Raw genomic sequence first — 16,593 nt, forward strand, 5'->3', positions numbered from 1 at the left:
GTTTCCCTATAGAGAAACTTTTGTTTCCCTTGCGGAAAACTTTTGTTCCATAGGCATGAAACAAACGACAGGCACCATCCAAGCGCAAAAGATCAAGGTAGCCTGTATCGGTAACAGTGTAACGTACGGTCACGGAATCGAGGACCGCGAAAAGAACAGCTATCCCGCTCAGCTCCAACGAATGTTGGGCAACGGATACGAAGTCGCCAATTTCGGAAAAAGCGGGGCGACGCTATTGCGAAGGGGACACCGTTCCTACAACGAGCAGGAGGAATGCAAGGCGGCACTCGACTTTGCCGCCGACCGGGTCGTCATCCACCTCGGGCTGAACGACACCGATCCGCGCGACTGGCCGAATTACCGGGATGACTTCACGAAGGATTATCTGGCCCTGATCGATGCTTTCCGGCAAGCGAATCCGAAGTGTGAAATATGGATCTGCCGCCTGACGCCGATCTCCCACCGTCACACGCGCTTCAAATCGGGCACACGCGACTGGTACTGGCAGATACAACAAAACATCGAAGAAATCGCAGCACTCGCCCATACCGGGCTGATCGACCTGCAAGCGGGACTGTACGACCGGCCCGACCTCTTGTCCGACGCCTTGCATCCTACAGCCGAAGGGGCCGGAATCATCGCGCGGACAGTCTGCCGGGCATTGACCGGAGATTACGGAGGTCTTCAAATGCCCGTGACCTATTCGGACAATATGGTACTCCAACGGGAGAAACCGCTCCGGATAGCCGGGACAGCCAATGCCGGGGAAAAAGTGACGGTCGGCATCGCCGGACAGAAAGGCGAAACGGTAACGGCTCCGGACGGGAAATGGTCGGTCACCCTGCCGCCGATGAAGGCAGGAGGACCGTACACGTTGAGTATCTCCGCCGCATCCGGAAGACTGGATTATACGAATGTCCTGATCGGCGAAGTATGGCTTTGTTCCGGCCAGTCGAATATGGCGTTCCAGGTCAGCAGTGCCATCGACAGCCAACGAAAGGCTTTTCTGGAATTTGCCGCCGGGAAACCGCAAATCCGCCTTTTCGATATGAAGCCCCGGTGGGCGACAAGTGCGGTGGAATGGGACATTTCGACACTGGACTCCCTCAACAGGCTCCAATATTATCGGGACACCGAATGGAAGGAATGCAACGAAGAGACGGCGAACCGTTTCTCCGCCGTGGCCTTTGCGTTCGGGCAGATGTTGTCAGACAGCTTGCAGGTCCCGGTCGGACTGATCCTGAACGCCATAGGCGGTTCGCCGGCGGAAGCCTGGATAGACCGCAAGACGTTGGAACTCGAGTTTCCCGACATCCTCTACGACTGGAAACAGAATGATTTCATTCAAGGCTGGGCACGGGAACGCGCCGCCCTCAATCTCCGCAAATCGGCGAACAAACAGCAACGGCATCCCTACGAGCCTTGCTACTTATACGAGTCCGGCATCCGGCCGCTCGAAAAGTTCCCGATACGGGGGATCATCTGGTATCAGGGAGAATCGAACGCCCACAATATGGAAGCGCATGAGAGACTGTTCCATCTGCTGACAAAAAACTGGCGGGAGAACTGGGCGGAAGAATTGCCTTTCTATTATGTGCAACTATCCAGCATCGACCGTCCCGGCTGGCCCTGGTTCCGGGACAGCCAACGCCGGATGCTCCGGTCGATCCCCAACAGCGGCATGGCGGTCAGCAGCGACCACGGCGACTCCCTGGATGTCCACCCGCGCCACAAACGGGAGATAGGGGAACGCCTCGCTCACTGGGCGCTCAACAAGACCTACGGGCACGAGGTCCTGCCTTCCGGCCCTCTCTACCGCTCGGCGACATTCAAGGACGGCGCCGCCTATGTCACATTCGATTACGGAAAAGGCATGCACAGTTCCGACGGCGACCGGCTGCGTACTTTCGAGATAGCCGAACACGATGGTTTATTCGTCCCCGCAGAGGCACAGATCATCGATGGAAAGACCGTAAAAGTATGGAGCGGACAGATCCGGAACCCGAAATTCGTCCGTTACGGCTGGCAACCTTTCACCCGTGCCAATTTAGTGAACGAAGCGGAGCTGCCGGCTTCGACATTCCGTTCGGAAGCGGCTCCGGTCAGCTGGTCCCGGTTGCCCGACCTGCCCGGCACTGAAAAGGATCCGGCATTGGGCGTATCGGCTCCGTTTACGGGCATCAGTGGCGGCAAGCTATTGGTGGCCGGAGGGTGTAACTTTCCCGACAAACCGGCGGCCGAAGGGGGGACAAAAGAATACTACAGCGATATATACGCATTAGATATGGCTGACCGATCTCCCGCCGAATGGAGAAGGATCGGCAGACTGCCGTTGCCGCTTGCCTACGGGGCATCGGTCACAACCCCCGAAGGGATCGTTTGGATCGGAGGAAACAACCGGCAAGGAGCTTCCAAACAGGTTTTTTTCCTGAATTGGGACAGGGAAAAGCAACAATTGCATATCTCCGAACTGCCGCCACTCCCTATGCCGATGGATAACCTGTCGGCCGCATACGCCGGCGGTTGCCTGTATGTCGCCGGGGGGAACGGCGAGCTGCGAACGACAATAGGTAAGGGCGGTTCGCGAACCGTCCCAACAAACCTGCTCTTTTCATTGCAGCTAACGCCGTCGCCTCAAAAGGAATGGGTGCGGCTACCGGATTTTCCCGGACCTGCCCGCGTACAGCCCGTCCTGGCAGCCCAGCAATCCGGGGACGGCGTGCGACTTTATCTGGCAGGAGGTTTCCAGCCGGCATCCGCCCGTCAGGAAGCCATTGTCTGTACAGACATGCTTTCTTATCATCCGGAGACAAAACAGTGGAGAGACGAAGGATCCTTGCCTTCTTTAGCAGACGGTTCCCACCGTACCGTTACGGGAGGCTGCGCCGTCGCATCGGGCGATAGCTCCATCCTGCTGGCAGGAGGCGTGAACTACGACCGTTTCCGTGACGCTCTTAACCGCCCTCAACCGGATTATCTGCTGCATCCTGCCGACTGGTATAAGTTCAACACCTCCCTGCTACAATACAACACTTTCACAAAGCGCTGGACCCACTTAGGCGACTACGAAGAACCGGCACGTGCCGGCGCCGGCATCGCAAACAATGCCAACACGGTAATCATAATTGGCGGAGAACTAAAGCCGGGCATCCGCACGCCGGAGGTCAATGCTTTTGAACTGACGCTCCCCTGATTCACACCAAAGCCAGTTTACGGATATCCGCATCCCAACGTGGTTCCGAATAAATCAGGCCGACAGCTTCGGCCGGGGTAGAGGCGACCGCCCAAAGTCCTGCATGCTGCGGGCGCATGAAATGCTCGTCGACGGCTCTTCGGAACATCTCCAAAAGGGGATCGAAGTAGCCGTTTATGTTCAGGATGACAATCGGGTTGAGATACAAGCCTAACTGTTTCCAGGTGATGACTTCCAGCAACTCTTCGAGAGTGCCGCATCCGCCCGGAAGGGCGATCACGGCATCCGAGAGGTCGGCCATCCGTTGTTTGCGTTCGTGCATACTGTCGACTTCGACCAGATCGGTAAGCCCCTTGTGACACCAATCCTGTTCCACCATAAAACGGGGAATAACGCCCGTAACCGTTCCACCGGCAGCCAGCGTAGCATCCGACACGGCGCACATCAAGCCTGAATTGCCGGCCCCGTTGATCACCCGCAGGTTCCGTTCGCCTAACAGGCGTCCCAGCTCGGTTGCCGCCTCCCGATAGGCAGGAGCGACTTGCGTGCTGGAAGCACAATACACACAAACAGAAGCGATCTTATTTCTTTCTTTTTCCATTACTCTTTTTTCTTGTTTATATCATACCCGAACAAGGCAAAATCACCCAAGCAGGGATCATCCGGGAAGATACGCGATAGGGCCTCGGTTATCTCAAGCGCCGTTTTCAGGGTGGCGGTTCGCTGCTGCGTCAAGCCGAGTTCCAATGAAATCTGGTGAACATGCGTGTCCAGCGGGATAATCAACTGGCGGGGATGAAAGGCGGTCTGCCAAATCCCGAAATCGACGATTCCATCGGTCCGGATCATCCAGCGGAGGAACATCGCCAGGCGTTTACAGGCAGAAGTACCACCCATCACCGGAATGCCCTTTATGCCGGAAAAGAGATCCTGCAACTTAAGAACCGGATTCGGATAGGGGCTTGCAGCCAATGCGTCTTCCAACGAATCATAGCGCCCATATATCTCTTTCAACCGGCCACAGAGGGCACGCAGGTCCGAATGCGTATAAAAGCGGTAAAACGTATCGCGCTTGCCGGCCGGGACCTCCGAAACCAGTTCCCGATACCGCCCGGACAATATCCACTCGTAAGGGCTTCCGCCCATCCGGCTATGCAACCAGTCCGCCTTGCGGAGGATCAGCTCCCGGCGTCCATAGGAGATCCATGAAGTGATAAACGCGGATATTTCGATATCCTGTTTCCCTGCAAACCGATGGGGGAACTGAACCGGGTCATCGGGTATAAAAGACTTCACATTATAGATTCCGGCCCATTCCTTCAATTTCGCTTTCAGTTGTTCGTCCATCCCTTATTTCATCTTTAAGAAATACTGGCGCCGGTCTTCGGGATAATGCTCGATGGCATAGCGGAGAGCCGTACGCGGAAGCTGTGTCGCATAACGTTCCAGAAAGTCGGTGAGGGTATCCCGGTCCCTTTTGCCCACCTCGCGGAGCATCCAGCCTACGGCTTTATGCATCAAGTCATGTTTATGCGTCATCAACCGTTCGGCCAACGCCAATGTATCGGTAAAATCCGAACGGCGGATAAAGGCCCAGGTACAGACGATCGAAATCCGCTGTTCCCAGAGGTTATCGCTGGTAGCCAGTTCATACAGGACGGAACGGTCCCGGTCCACCAAATATTCGCCGACAATATCCCGGCAGGATAAATCCACCAAATCCCAATTATTGCAGCGGCGGGTATTCTTCAAATAGAAACGATACATCTTTTCCCGTTCAGCTTCCGGAGTCTTCTTATCCTGGAAGCGATAGACCAGAACCAACAGGGCGCAAAGGCGGGCCTCATGCCACGGACTATCCAGCAGGAGTTGCAATTCTTTCAGTGGCATCGCCTTGTTGGCCTTGGCTATGCTGCGGGTTTGCGGGACGACGACTCCTAAAAAGCGGTCGCCTTCGCCATATAGCCCCGGTCCGGTCTTGAAAAACCGGCTCAGATGGGCGGCTTTTTCGGGTGAACCGACCGATTGCAGTTCACTCAGCACAAACTCCGCCGTCATGGACGCAGCACCCGTGACACAGGACGGTCGCCTTCCAGGAATCCGATTACATTGTTGCAGACCGTACGCGCCATGATAATACGCGTTTCCAGCGTCTGCGTCCCGATATGGGGCGTCAGGACGACATTTTCCATTTCCAGCAAATCCGGCAAGGGATAATCGCCGAACTCGAAGACATCCAGGCCGGCGCCATGAATCGTCCCGTCTTTCAACGCCTGCACCAAAGCCTTTTCATCGACCAAAGGACCACGGCCGGTGTTGATCAGGACGGCTGTCGGCTTCATCTGCTTCAGTTCGGCTTCCCCGATGATATGGTAGGTTTCCGGTGTATAAGGGGCATTCAGGGAGACGAAATCGGATTGGGAGAGGAGCTCCTCTTTGGAAACGTATGTCACGTTCAACTTTGTCTCTTCTTCGACATACAGTTGGCGACGGTTATGATAGAGGACTTCCATACCACAAGCATTCGCCCGGCGGGCAAGGGCTTTCCCGATACGTCCCATACCGATAATACCCAACGTCTTCCCGGTAACGTTGATGCCTAAATTCTCCAGGACGCCGACTTTCATGCCAAGACCTTCCCGGCGCAGCTTACGGTCGCATTCGGTAATGCGGCGTGCCACATCGAGCATCAGGCCGAGTGCGAGATTGGCGGTAGGGGCCGTCACGGGGTCGGGGGTATTGGCTACCGTGATTCCTTTTTCAAGACAGTAGGCGACATCGATATTGTTGTAACCGACAGCATAGTTTGCCACCATTTTCAGTTTGGAGGCACGGTCGATCAATTCCTTGTTTACCGGGAAATCGAACATCGAGCACAACACGTCATACTCCGGAATCATCTCTAAAACTTCTTCGTACGTAAAATCTCTTCCTTCGGGAAAAGTAACTTCATACTTGCTTTCCAGCTCGGTAAAACCTTCGCGGAACATGTCGTAAGTAACTAATATCTTTGTCATAACTATTCTTTTTATTCAACTTAATGAAGGTAAATGATCATTTATCTGTTACTTTCGGGTTGATTCGAAAGTGTATGGTCACGGATAAACCGTACGGCTAAGGGGAAAGCGGCGGCGCACATACTGCCGTGGTCGAAACCGCCTAATTCGTAAAGCGTCACATCAGGATGGCCGAGCAGTTTGAAGAGGCGGTAGAAATAGGCGGACTCTTCGTAACGGCCATACAATTCCTTCTCACGGTCACCGGAAAGGATCAGGATAGGGGCGCAGTCCGGACGGACGTGATACAAGGGAGCCGTTTCGTCGATCGTCGGCTGCAAAGGTTCCAGCCCTCGCCGGTTGCGGGTTTCGAAATGGGTGATCACCTGACCACTGAAAGGGATGATCCCGGCAAGTTTGTCGGCATCTTTCCCGTAACGCGCCAACTGCTTCTTATCCAACCCGACCATATCGACCAGATAGCCGCCGGCGGAATGGCCGGCAATATAGATGGAGGAGGGGTCGCCACCGTATTTTCCGATATTATCGAATACCCAGGCAACGGCGGCAGCGGCATCATCCACGATCTCCATCGTCTCCACATGCGGCGACAAACGGTATTCGACACCTACGACTACCATGTCGTCCGTCAATAACGCGGAAGGGACTTCACGGCTCCCGCCGGTCAAGCCGCCGCCATGAAACCAGACTACGACCGGCGCGTTTTGTACGCCCGACCGGTAAGCAATATCCAGACGGCACATCTTGGAAGCATATTCATCACCTGCATTTCTACGGTACGGGACATTACGCTCATAGGAATAATCGGCAGCAATAGCCATCACAGCCAACCAGACAAGCAGCAAGGTTAACCCGATTTTATTCATCATATTATACACCAAATTTGAATTGATTAAACACAAAAAACATCCTCCAAAAGTAATCAGCTTTTTGCAACTAAGCAAACAATCTGCCATTTCCCGCCTTCTTTTTCCGATAAAGCGGATTATTTCCTATTTTTGTAACCATTAACAAGTATCTTATTACCTGTCAACAACTACTATGGTTCTAAATTATATCTGGATCGCCTTCTTTCTGATTGCTTTCGTGGTGGCACTTTGCAAATTAGCCATCGGCGGAGACACGGAAGTTTTCACCAACATCATCAACGCCTCCTTTGCCTCGGCAAAGACAGGGTTCGAGATATCCCTCGGACTGACGGGAGTCCTGGCTCTCTGGCTCGGCATCATGAAAATCGGGGAAAAAGGGGGCGTGATACAGGCGTTTGCCCGGTTGACGGCGCCCGTGTTCAGCAAGCTCTTTCCGGGAATACCGAAAGACCATCCGGCAACGGGCTCCATTTTCATGTGCATTTCGGCCAACTTGTTAGGCTTGGACAATGCCGCCACGCCGATGGGACTGAAAGCCATGAAAGAGTTGCAGGAACTGAACACGCAGAAGGATTCAGCCAGCGATCCGATGATCATGTTCCTTTGCATCAATGCTTCGGGACTAACGCTGATCCCGGTCTCCATCATGACCTACCGGGCACAGATGGGAGCGGCCAACCCGGCCGATGTCTTCCTGCCCCTCATGCTCGCGACCTTCTCTTCTACCCTGGTCGCCATATTGGCGGTCTGCTTCAAACAACGGATCAACATCCTGCAACGGAACCTGCTGCTTTTCTTCGGCGGTATGATCGCGTTCATCGGCGGTCTGGCCTTGCTTTTCGGGATGATGAGCCAGCAGTCGGTCTCCCTCTACTCTACCCTGTTTGCCAACATTTTGCTTTTCTCCATCATATGCGGATTCATCATCAGCGGAATCCGTAAGAAAATCAATGTCTACGACACCTTTATAGAAGGGGCGAAAGAGGGGTTCCGAACCGCCGTGACCATCATCCCCTACCTCATCGCCGTATTGGTCGCCATTGCTGTTTTCCGGGCTTCGGGAGCGATGGATTTCCTGATCGACGGCATCCGCATGGGAGTCGCGGCAGCAGGACTGGACACGCAGTTCGTGGAAGGTCTGCCTACCATGCTGATGAAACCGCTCAGCGGCAGCGGGGCGCGGGGTATGATGTTGGACGCGATGAACACCTACGGCGCGGACTCGTTCATAGGCCGCCTCTGCTCCATCGTGCAAGGATCGAGCGACACGACTTTCTACGTCGTTGCCCTCTATTTCGGCAGTGTCGGAATCCGCAATACCTACTATACGATCCCCTGTTCACTGCTGGCCGATTTAGCCGGGGCGATTGCGGCGGTAGCTATGACGTATCTGTTTTTTACCTGAAAAATTTCGTATCTTCGTATCGTAAATAAAGAAAGAAACATGGAACAACAAGATATACGCTGGAAACAACGTTTTCAGAATTTCAACAAAGCTTTCATCCGACTAAGCGAGGCGATCCGGATCATACGGAACGACCCTGACAATTTCGTCTTGCAAGCCGGGCTGGTCCAGATTTACGAATTCACATTCGAACTTTCATGGAAAACCCTGAAAGATTACCTGGAGGCGGAAGGATTCACATGCCCCTCCCCTCGCGCCACCTTGCGGCAAGCATTCCAATCCGGTTATATCAAAGACGGCGACCTTTGGTTGCAAGCCCTGCATGACCGGAATCTGACAACTCATACGTATGACGAGGCTACGGCTCTACTGGTCACAAACAATATCCAAACAAAATATTTTCCTCTGTTAAAAGAGTTACACACATGGTTGGAGATACAATCATACGATTAGGGCTGACACCCGGTCATCAGGCGATCATCGACCGGATCTTCTCGCAATATCCGCATGTCGAGGAAGCAGTCGTCTTCGGTTCAAGGGCAAAAGGCAATTACAAGCCGGGTTCGGACATAGACTTTGCAATCAAGGGCTCCAACCTGACAAGAGAAGACTTGTGCAGCCTCGCGGGAGCATTCGAAGCATCTCTCCTCCCCTTTTTCGTCGATCTTCTCTCCTATTCATCCATTACAAACCCCGATTTAAAAGCACATATCGACAGGGTTGGAGTAACAATTTACAAACAGTAGAAACAACAGGAAATTTATGACAAATCTATTTTTCACCTACTATCAAAATGACACTCCTACCCCATGTAAATCGGATTAGTAGTGCATCTATTTGGAATTAGTATAGCGGGTAATATTTTTTAACATACCATTCGGAAAGATAAAACACAAAAAGAATAACAATATGGCAATAGCATTCTACGCGGAAGACATCAAGCTTCCGGCAATCAAAAAGAGAGCGGTCGGCAACTGGGTGAAAGAGGTTGCCGCCACATACGGGAAGAAAGTCGGCGATATCAGCTACATCTTCTGTTCCGATGAGAAGATACTGGAAGTGAACCGCCAGTACCTCCAACATGATTATTATACGGATATCATCACGTTCGATTATACCAGCGGCGACAAGATATCGGGGGACCTGTTTATCAGCCTCGATACGGTGAAGACTAATTCCGAAGCCTTCAACACCTCCTACAACGAGGAACTCCACCGTACCATCATCCACGGCATCCTCCATCTATGCGGCATCAACGATAAAGGGCCTGGAGAACGCGAGATCATGGAGGCCAACGAGAACAAAGCACTGGCGATATTGCCGGAGGAATGCCGGGAAAGTTAACTTTCCCGGTAAAAAGAAATGTCTGGAGCCGCTTCCTGTTAAGGATGCTTCTGAAGAGGTTGTATGATATGTGTGCCTGAAAAAGCCTGTGTATGCTCCGGTTATATCTGCTTTTAACCGGAGCAATGTTCCCAAAACCGATTGCTCGCCATTACCATCATAAATACTCATTCCAAACGACCATCTGCTCATTTGCCGGATATTCCCCAGCATTATCATATAGATTTGAATTCCTGGAAACAGGCAAATAAAGGATTGGCAACAATAATAAATTACCCGGCATGAAAGGCACAACTATTTTCTTTCTATCTATTTTGTTAATAACGACAGGTTGCAAAAGACAGGTTCAAACGGCAGACGACTTGATCACGGTAGATGTCACCAAAAATTCTTTTCCCAAAAAGGAACTGGTTCTTCAAGATTTCATGGAGGTGGAATATGTTCCGCTGGAAACAAATGATGACTTTGTGAATCAAGGGTTTGTGCAGGATGTAGGTAAAGAATTCATATTAGTAAAAAACTATAAGGATAATGGTGATATTTTTGTGTATGACCGGACCGGAAAAGCCATTCGTAAGATAAATCGTAAAGGGCAAGGGGGAGAAGAGTACATCTCTTGTAGAAGTGTTATATTGGATGAAGAAAACAATGAAATGTTTATAAACGATTTCTTGGCAAGAAAAATAAAGGTTTATGACTTGGAAGGAAATTTTAAACGAAGTATCAAACAGAAACAAGATGGTGATACCCAGTTTTATTTGGATATATTTAATTATGATAAAGAGAATCTGATTTGTTACGATGAATGCAATCAAGAAATACCCTTCCTACTCGTATCGAAGCAAGACGGAAACATAACCAAAGAGATTAGAACCCCATTTAAAGAGAAGAAGCTATTTCTTCAACTTTTAAGACATGAAGGAGGAACAAGAGCTGCTGGACCGGGTGAATACAGTAGAATAATCCCATTTAATGGCAATTGGATTCTGTTAGAACCCTCATCAGATACGATCTACACATTAATGCCCGATTACAATTTGCGGCCGTTTATCGTACGAACACCTCCTATCCACACTATGAATCCGGAATTTTTCTTAGTTTTAAAGTTGGTTTCCAATCGTTATTATTTCATGGAAAGCATAAAGAATGTATATGATTTCAGTAAAAAAGAAGGCTTTCCGAGAACGTACTTTGTGTACGATACACATGAAAAGGATTTTTATAGTTATACAGCATACAATGGTGATTATACATATAAAAAAGAATTTTATATGTCTATGTTGACCCCTATCAATTCCAAAGGCGAATTATGGGCTACTTTAAATGCTTTCGAACTCTGCAGGGACTATAAAAAAGGGAAGTTGAAAGGCAAACTAAAAGAAGTCGCTGCGATATTGGAGGAGGATGACAATCGGGTGGTTATGTTGGTGAAGTCTAAAAAGTAAAAAAATATTGACAGTGTTGGAACACAAGTTGATTCATATGTCCATGCCTAACGGTACATCAATCGAATGTCCGGGATTGGTGTATATCATCCGTTTTCAGCAAATTTTTGTCATGTGAAAGAATAATAGAGTAAATAAAATGATATGAAGATGAAAATATTAATTTTTATAGAAATAATCATCCTGTTTGTGATGGCAGGATGTGGAGGTAATTCATCGACTGATGGTTTTATAACAGTAGATGTAACGAAAGGTTCTTACCCCAAGAAAGAACTGGTTCTTCAAGACTTCATGGATGTGGAATATATTCCGCTGGAAACAAATGATGAGTTTGTTAATCGGGCATGCGTGCAGGCGGTTGGCGAAAAATACATAATAGTGATAAATTATTATGATAATGGCAATATTTTCGTATATGATCGGAGCGGAAAAGCTATCCGCAAAATAAACCGCAGGGGACAGGGGGAGAAGAATACGTGTCTATAAGATCGGTTTCGTTGGATGAAGAAAATGAGGAGATTTTCGTAAATGATTTTCGTGCGAAGAAGATAAGGGTTTATGATTTGGAAGGAAATTTCAAACGAAATCTGAATCAAAAGAGTGAGAAAAATTCGTCTTACTTGGATATGCTTGATTATGACAAGAACAACTTGATCTGTTATGATAAGTTTAATTTTGAGATACCGTTCTTGCTTGTGTCGAAGCAAGATGGAAGTATAACGAAAGAAATCAAGGTCCCTTTTAAAGAGAAGCAATTGTTTCATATCGTTGTAAGAGATTATGAGAAAGGAGTAACAAGATCAGCAGGACCAAGTCCTCATAACTGTATAATTCCTTTTAATGGTAATTGGATTCTATTTGAGGCCTCTTCGGATACGATCTACACATTAATGCCTGATTACAGTTTGCGCCCACTTATTGCGCGAACACCACCTATCCACACCATGGATCCTGGAGTTTTCGTGGTTTTAAGGTTGATTTCCGATCGCTATTATTTCATGGAAAGTGTAACGAATATATATGATTTTAGCAAAGGAGAAGGTTTCCCGAGCAAGTACTTTATGTACGATATACAGGAAAAGGACTTTTTTAACTATATCCTATACAATGGTGATTATTCTTATAAGAAAGAAATCTATATCGTGACATTGCCTCCAATCAATTCAAAAGGCGAATTGTGCTCTACTATCAATGCTTTCGAACTTTGTCGGGACTATAAAAGGGGGAAGTTGAAAGGCAAACTAAAAGAAGTCGCTGCGACATTGGAGGAGGATGACAATCGGGTGGTTATGTTGGTAAAACACAAAAAGTAACCTTTAGGTTATATTATCGCTTATCAAATACAGATATAGAATATGAAAAGAATCAATGTAGCTTTAGCAATCATTCTTTTTCTGGCAATAGTGGCGGAAAGTAAAGGACAAAAACAGAAAGGCAGTAATGATTTCATTACGGTTGATGTTGTTAAGAATTATTCCTCCAAAAAGGAATTGATACTTCAGGACTTTATGGATGTCGAATATATTGCGTTAGAAACGAACGATGATTTCATAAATCAAGGTATCGTATTGGATATCGGTAAGGAATTCATATTAGTAAAAAACAGAAACCGGATTAATGACGGAAATATTTTTGTGTATGACCGGAGCGGTAAAGCCGTACGAAAGATTAATCGTAAAGGACAAAGTGGTGAAGAATATATAAGTCTTTACACCGTCACTTTAGATGAAGAGGACAAAGAAATGTTCGTAAACGATATCTTAGGGAGAAAAATCGTAGTATATGATTTATACGGCAACTTCAAAAGAAGCTTTAAACACAAAAACGGTACGGATTCCCAATTTTATAGCGACATATTCAATTATGACAGACAGCATTTAATTTGTTATGACGAATACAATAAAGAGCTTCCGTTTGTACTTATATCCAAACAGGATGGGCACATTGCCCAAGAGATAAAAGTCCCATTTAAAGAAAAGAAGTTCTTAAGCCAAATAAGGAATACAGAGGAAAACAACGGCCAAGCAGTGATCGGGGTCGGACCTGGTCGTTACTATTCCATCTTCCCCTTCAATGGCAATTGGCTACTTTCAGAGCTTTCATCAGATACGGTATACACCTTTTTACCGGACTACAACTTACATCCTTTTATCGCAAGAACACCGTCGATTCAATCCATGAATCCGGAAGAGGGTTTGATTATCCGGTTATTTTCGGATCGTTATTATTTTATGGAATCAATCAAAAATATATATGACTGGAACACACAAGAAGGATTTCCAAGTAAGTATTTCGTATACGACACGAAAGAACAGTCTTTTTCCGGATACACCATATACAATGGTGATTTTACAACAAAAAAAGAAATCTATATGAGCATGATTAAACCCATTAGTCACGAAATTACATCCTGGAACTCTTTAGAAGCCTACCAACTTGTCGAATCTTACAACAAAGGAGAACTCAAAGGGAAGCTCAAAGAGATCGCATCTGAACTGGACGAAGACTCCAATCCGGTGATTATGTTGATAAAACAAAAAAACAGAAGCTTATAAACGAGGTCCGATACTCATTCAAAACAACCATCCGCTCATTAAATCAACAATAAGCGGTCTTTACGGGATATATTTGAAGGGTAATTCAATTATTCATCTTATTTTTACAGGTATGAAAACAGCACTCCTATTGCTTCTCCTTTTTCTGGTAAACAGCGGTTCGGCTGAAACGTTCGTTCCCTATACACCCGACTCTTTGAAAAAGGGCGATTGGGTGGAAATCGAGTCCGTCCACTACTATCCCTATGTGGCTCCGGGCATCGAAGAAAAGGTTCCCTGGCGGGCGGAAAACATCCGACGAATCACCTTCAGGGCGACCGTAACGGAGCTGAATGCACGTACCCTCACCCTCGATTTCACGTTCAAGAGCCTGTACGATTGCAAGAACGATACCGGGAAGCCCGGTTTCTACTATTTTGACAGCCGTTATCAGCAGGACTTTACGTTCGATCACGAGATGGTCGGCAAACGGTTCCTGCGCGTCACATACGATCGGGAAAGCCGGAAAGCACATACTTTAGACAGGCAAGAAACTACCTTTTCTTACTCGAAAAACTATGTCCCTTTCGGAGTAAGACAGGCAGGGTTGTCCGCCTATCCGGAAACGACTGTCCAGGATTCCTTACCCTTGGACAAACTGCTTGCACCGGCGGCACAGGATATCCTGACCGGCTGGCAGGAAGACGGGATGCCTCGGCTGGCACAAAACACGCGGGTCATCGACGCCTCGTTCTCCCTTCCTCCGAATACGGAATTTACCTGTAGCTATGTCAATTTCGACTTGTCTGACGATTCGACCGTCCACAAGAAGATATTCATCGCCTACCCGACCGAACACAAAGTGGGCGAACGGGTGACGCTACGGCTTACTCCGGGGGATTCCATCACGCAAGACAAAGAATTGTTTGCCACAACGCACAAAAGACGTTATCAGGGACGGGGAAGCGAACAAAACAATCTCCAATACAGCTACCGAAGATTCGCCGACCTGTACGAATCAGACCTTTATATGTACCCTTCGGACCTCGAATCTCCCGATAAAATGAAAAAAGCCTTCCAACTCCGCGAATCTCTGTTCCAAAATGTATTAGCGAAAGATTTTAAAAACATGGATCCTTATTGGCGGATGGTATTCGAACGTTCGGAACAGTATCTTAAAGGGGCGCTTGCCCTTCATCTCTATATGTATGCCAACGATAAAGAAGTTTGGCACAAAAGCGGCTTGGTCGACTGGCAAGCTCCCTATTTCGTATCGGTCAATCCACTTATCGATTTTGCATACAGCATGCATCGACCGGAGGTTGCTAATTACTTTTATTTTTTGAATGTTTACACGATGTATAAGAAACAGGAATTGAAATCAGACAACCTGAACCTAAAAACACAAAAAGCGAAGGAAAAATATGTATTGAATCCGGCAGATGATTATTTTCTGAATAAACATATCCTCTCCGGCTTTCCCAAATATCAAGTAAACGAAATGAATTTACAATTTTTAATGTACGATAAAACGTTAGCTGAAACTCAAGAGGATTACAACGATTTTATCCGCTCCTGTCCGGATACCAGCCTGACAAATCAGCTTCGAAGAGCATACGATAAACTATTGCCCTTCGAAGCCGGAAAAAATATCCGGGAAAGCGGCCTTATGATAGCCGATAGCCTGCATCTGGTGAAAGGAAGCGACCGAAAATACATCCTGCTGTTTTTATCAACGAGGGAACAAGGTCTTCCAGCGCCAAGCCTTCAAAATGCACTCGATTTCAAGAAACGCCTCGAATCGGAAGGGCTGGCCTCCATCGTGCAACTCGAATTATATTCAAAATTCCAATCTAACAATGCCAAACGGGTAAAGCCTTTTAAAGCTATTTCCGATCTGCAAATAGAGGAATTAAGGCGTAAGGGACTCGGCACCGTGACTATCCTGATGCGTGAAGACGGGACCATCCTCCATCGGCAATTTACGAATTGGGAATTTGATCCCAGCCCCGCCTTGGAAATCATTCAAAACGACCTGAAACGGGAAGACGAATCTTTCAACGACTTTATAAAGGGATTCAAAGAAGGAGTATTAGGTACGCTTTTAATCGCGGCAATCATCGGTATCGCTTATTATTTCAGGGTGAAAGGAAGGCAAAAGAAGGAGCGTAACCGCCGCCGCATCCGTGAACTCGAACTACGTGCCATCCGTTCCCAGATGAACCCGCATTTTATATTCAATGCGCTCAGTTCGATCCAGAACCTGATCAACCGCTCGGCCAATCAGGAGGCGAATAAGTATTTGATCGACTTCTCACGCCTGTTGCGGAAAGTGCTGGCGACTTCCGAAAAGAAACTGGTCCCCCTCTCCGACGAGATCGAACAATTACAACTCTACCTGAAGCTCGAACAGCTCCGTTTCCCCTTCTCCTACTCGCTGACGGTAGACAAAAATATCGAACCGGATGCGATCGAGATTCCGGGGATGCTGATACAGCCTTTCATCGAAAACGCCGTCAAACACGGAATCGCTCCGCGCGGTACGGGAGAAATCATAATTCGATTATCTTTGCAAGACCAGTTGTTGGTCATCGACATCATCGACGACGGTCCCGGAATGAAAGCAGAAACGGGAAGCGGCTTCGGTATCCGTGCCATCAGCAACGAGTTCGAGATATTAAAGGATTTGTACAATACGGAAATCGGCATAACGATCGAAAACAGGCAGGAGAAAGAATCCGTTTCCGGTTGCCATGTCCGGCTATCCATTCCTTTATAAGACAAAA

Annotated in this window: 13 protein-coding genes and 1 pseudogene; 9 read left to right on the plus strand and 5 right to left on the minus strand. The window is 48.1% G+C overall.

The features are described 5' to 3' along the window. Positions 1–55 precede the first annotated feature (55 nt). Positions 56–3,193 (plus strand): cyclically-permuted mutarotase family protein, encoded by a 3,138-nt coding sequence (locus RDN79_RS14195; RefSeq protein ID WP_298551072.1) that lies wholly within the window; start codon positions 56–58, stop codon positions 3,191–3,193. Position 3,194: 1 nt separating this feature from the next. Here the strand turns inward: RDN79_RS14195 and RDN79_RS14200 are convergent, their stop codons facing one another. Genes RDN79_RS14200 through RDN79_RS14220 form a run of 5 tightly spaced genes read right to left on the minus strand, consistent with a single transcriptional unit; the run spans position 3,195 to position 7,079 of the window. After that, entirely contained in the window at positions 3,195–3,794 is a 600-nt protein-coding gene (locus RDN79_RS14200; protein ID WP_298551013.1) for a TIGR00730 family Rossman fold protein, read from the minus strand. Further along, positions 3,794–4,540: a TIGR02757 family protein gene (locus RDN79_RS14205; protein ID WP_298551015.1), complete on the minus strand. Its 747-nt coding sequence runs from the start codon at positions 4,538–4,540 to the stop codon at positions 3,794–3,796. The genes RDN79_RS14200 and RDN79_RS14205 overlap by 1 nt, the downstream gene beginning before the upstream one ends. A 3-nt stretch (positions 4,541–4,543) precedes the next feature. After that, entirely contained in the window at positions 4,544–5,251 is a 708-nt protein-coding gene (locus RDN79_RS14210; RefSeq protein ID WP_298551017.1) for a DNA alkylation repair protein, read from the minus strand. Continuing rightward, entirely contained in the window at positions 5,248–6,210 is a 963-nt protein-coding gene (locus RDN79_RS14215) for a 2-hydroxyacid dehydrogenase family protein (RefSeq protein WP_298551019.1), read from the minus strand. Before RDN79_RS14215 ends, RDN79_RS14210 begins: the two co-directional genes overlap by 4 nt. Before the next feature lie 41 nt (positions 6,211–6,251). Next, on the minus strand, positions 6,252–7,079 hold the full coding sequence (locus RDN79_RS14220) for an alpha/beta hydrolase (RefSeq protein ID WP_298551021.1): 828 nt from the start codon (positions 7,077–7,079) through the stop codon (positions 6,252–6,254). 172 nt (positions 7,080–7,251) lie between these two features. Between RDN79_RS14220 and RDN79_RS14225 the strand changes: the two genes are divergently transcribed. The 8 genes and pseudogenes from RDN79_RS14225 (at position 7,252) to RDN79_RS14260 (ending at position 16,586) form a co-directional block, all read left to right on the plus strand. Continuing rightward, positions 7,252–8,484, plus strand: a complete 1,233-nt coding sequence (locus tag RDN79_RS14225) for a nucleoside recognition domain-containing protein (protein ID WP_298551023.1) — start codon at positions 7,252–7,254, stop codon at positions 8,482–8,484. A 39-nt stretch (positions 8,485–8,523) separates the two neighbouring features. Then, positions 8,524–8,937 (plus strand): nucleotidyltransferase substrate binding protein, encoded by a 414-nt coding sequence (locus RDN79_RS14230; protein WP_298551025.1) that lies wholly within the window; start codon positions 8,524–8,526, stop codon positions 8,935–8,937. Continuing rightward, positions 8,910–9,230 carry a nucleotidyltransferase family protein gene (locus RDN79_RS14235; RefSeq protein ID WP_298551027.1) on the plus strand — a complete coding sequence of 107 codons (321 nt, stop codon included), beginning with the start codon at positions 8,910–8,912 and terminating at the stop codon, positions 9,228–9,230. The genes RDN79_RS14230 and RDN79_RS14235 overlap by 28 nt, the downstream gene beginning before the upstream one ends. A 163-nt stretch (positions 9,231–9,393) precedes the next feature. Beyond that, entirely contained in the window at positions 9,394–9,828 is a 435-nt protein-coding gene (gene ybeY / locus RDN79_RS14240) for an rRNA maturation RNase YbeY (RefSeq protein ID WP_298551029.1), read from the plus strand. A 281-nt stretch (positions 9,829–10,109) separates the two neighbouring features. Continuing rightward, positions 10,110–11,273 (plus strand): 6-bladed beta-propeller, encoded by a 1,164-nt coding sequence (locus RDN79_RS14245; RefSeq protein ID WP_298551031.1) that lies wholly within the window; start codon positions 10,110–10,112, stop codon positions 11,271–11,273. 150 nt (positions 11,274–11,423) lie between these two features. Then, positions 11,424–12,586 (plus strand): annotated as a pseudogene (locus RDN79_RS14250) (6-bladed beta-propeller). A 42-nt stretch (positions 12,587–12,628) separates the two neighbouring features. Next, on the plus strand, positions 12,629–13,828 hold the full coding sequence (locus RDN79_RS14255) for a 6-bladed beta-propeller (protein ID WP_298551033.1): 1,200 nt from the start codon (positions 12,629–12,631) through the stop codon (positions 13,826–13,828). Between the two features lie 112 nt (positions 13,829–13,940). Beyond that, positions 13,941–16,586 (plus strand): sensor histidine kinase, encoded by a 2,646-nt coding sequence (locus RDN79_RS14260; RefSeq protein WP_298551035.1) that lies wholly within the window; start codon positions 13,941–13,943, stop codon positions 16,584–16,586. Positions 16,587–16,593 lie beyond the last annotated feature (7 nt).

It is taken from the genome of uncultured Parabacteroides sp. (assembly GCF_902493135.1).
In the GTDB taxonomy this organism is placed as follows: Bacteria; Bacteroidota; Bacteroidia; order Bacteroidales; family Tannerellaceae; genus Parabacteroides.

What these genes read in the sequence shown, in the direction of transcription:
- RDN79_RS14195 (WP_298551072.1), top strand. Translation starts at nt 56, where the DNA reads ATGAAACAAACGACAGGCACCATCCAAGCGCAAAAGATCAAGGTAGCC.
- RDN79_RS14200 (WP_298551013.1), bottom strand. Translation starts at nt 3,794, where the DNA reads ATGGAAAAAGAAAGAAATAAGATCGCTTCTGTTTGTGTGTATTGTGCT.
- RDN79_RS14205 (WP_298551015.1), bottom strand. Translation starts at nt 4,540, where the DNA reads ATGGACGAACAACTGAAAGCGAAATTGAAGGAATGGGCCGGAATCTAT.
- RDN79_RS14210 (WP_298551017.1), bottom strand. Translation starts at nt 5,251, where the DNA reads ATGACGGCGGAGTTTGTGCTGAGTGAACTGCAATCGGTCGGTTCACCC.
- RDN79_RS14215 (WP_298551019.1), bottom strand. Translation starts at nt 6,210, where the DNA reads ATGACAAAGATATTAGTTACTTACGACATGTTCCGCGAAGGTTTTACC.
- RDN79_RS14220 (WP_298551021.1), bottom strand. Translation starts at nt 7,079, where the DNA reads ATGATGAATAAAATCGGGTTAACCTTGCTGCTTGTCTGGTTGGCTGTG.
- RDN79_RS14225 (WP_298551023.1), top strand. Translation starts at nt 7,252, where the DNA reads ATGGTTCTAAATTATATCTGGATCGCCTTCTTTCTGATTGCTTTCGTG.
- RDN79_RS14230 (WP_298551025.1), top strand. Translation starts at nt 8,524, where the DNA reads ATGGAACAACAAGATATACGCTGGAAACAACGTTTTCAGAATTTCAAC.
- RDN79_RS14235 (WP_298551027.1), top strand. Translation starts at nt 8,910, where the DNA reads ATGGTTGGAGATACAATCATACGATTAGGGCTGACACCCGGTCATCAG.
- ybeY (WP_298551029.1), top strand. Translation starts at nt 9,394, where the DNA reads ATGGCAATAGCATTCTACGCGGAAGACATCAAGCTTCCGGCAATCAAA.
- RDN79_RS14245 (WP_298551031.1), top strand. Translation starts at nt 10,110, where the DNA reads ATGAAAGGCACAACTATTTTCTTTCTATCTATTTTGTTAATAACGACA.
- RDN79_RS14255 (WP_298551033.1), top strand. Translation starts at nt 12,629, where the DNA reads ATGAAAAGAATCAATGTAGCTTTAGCAATCATTCTTTTTCTGGCAATA.
- RDN79_RS14260 (WP_298551035.1), top strand. Translation starts at nt 13,941, where the DNA reads ATGAAAACAGCACTCCTATTGCTTCTCCTTTTTCTGGTAAACAGCGGT.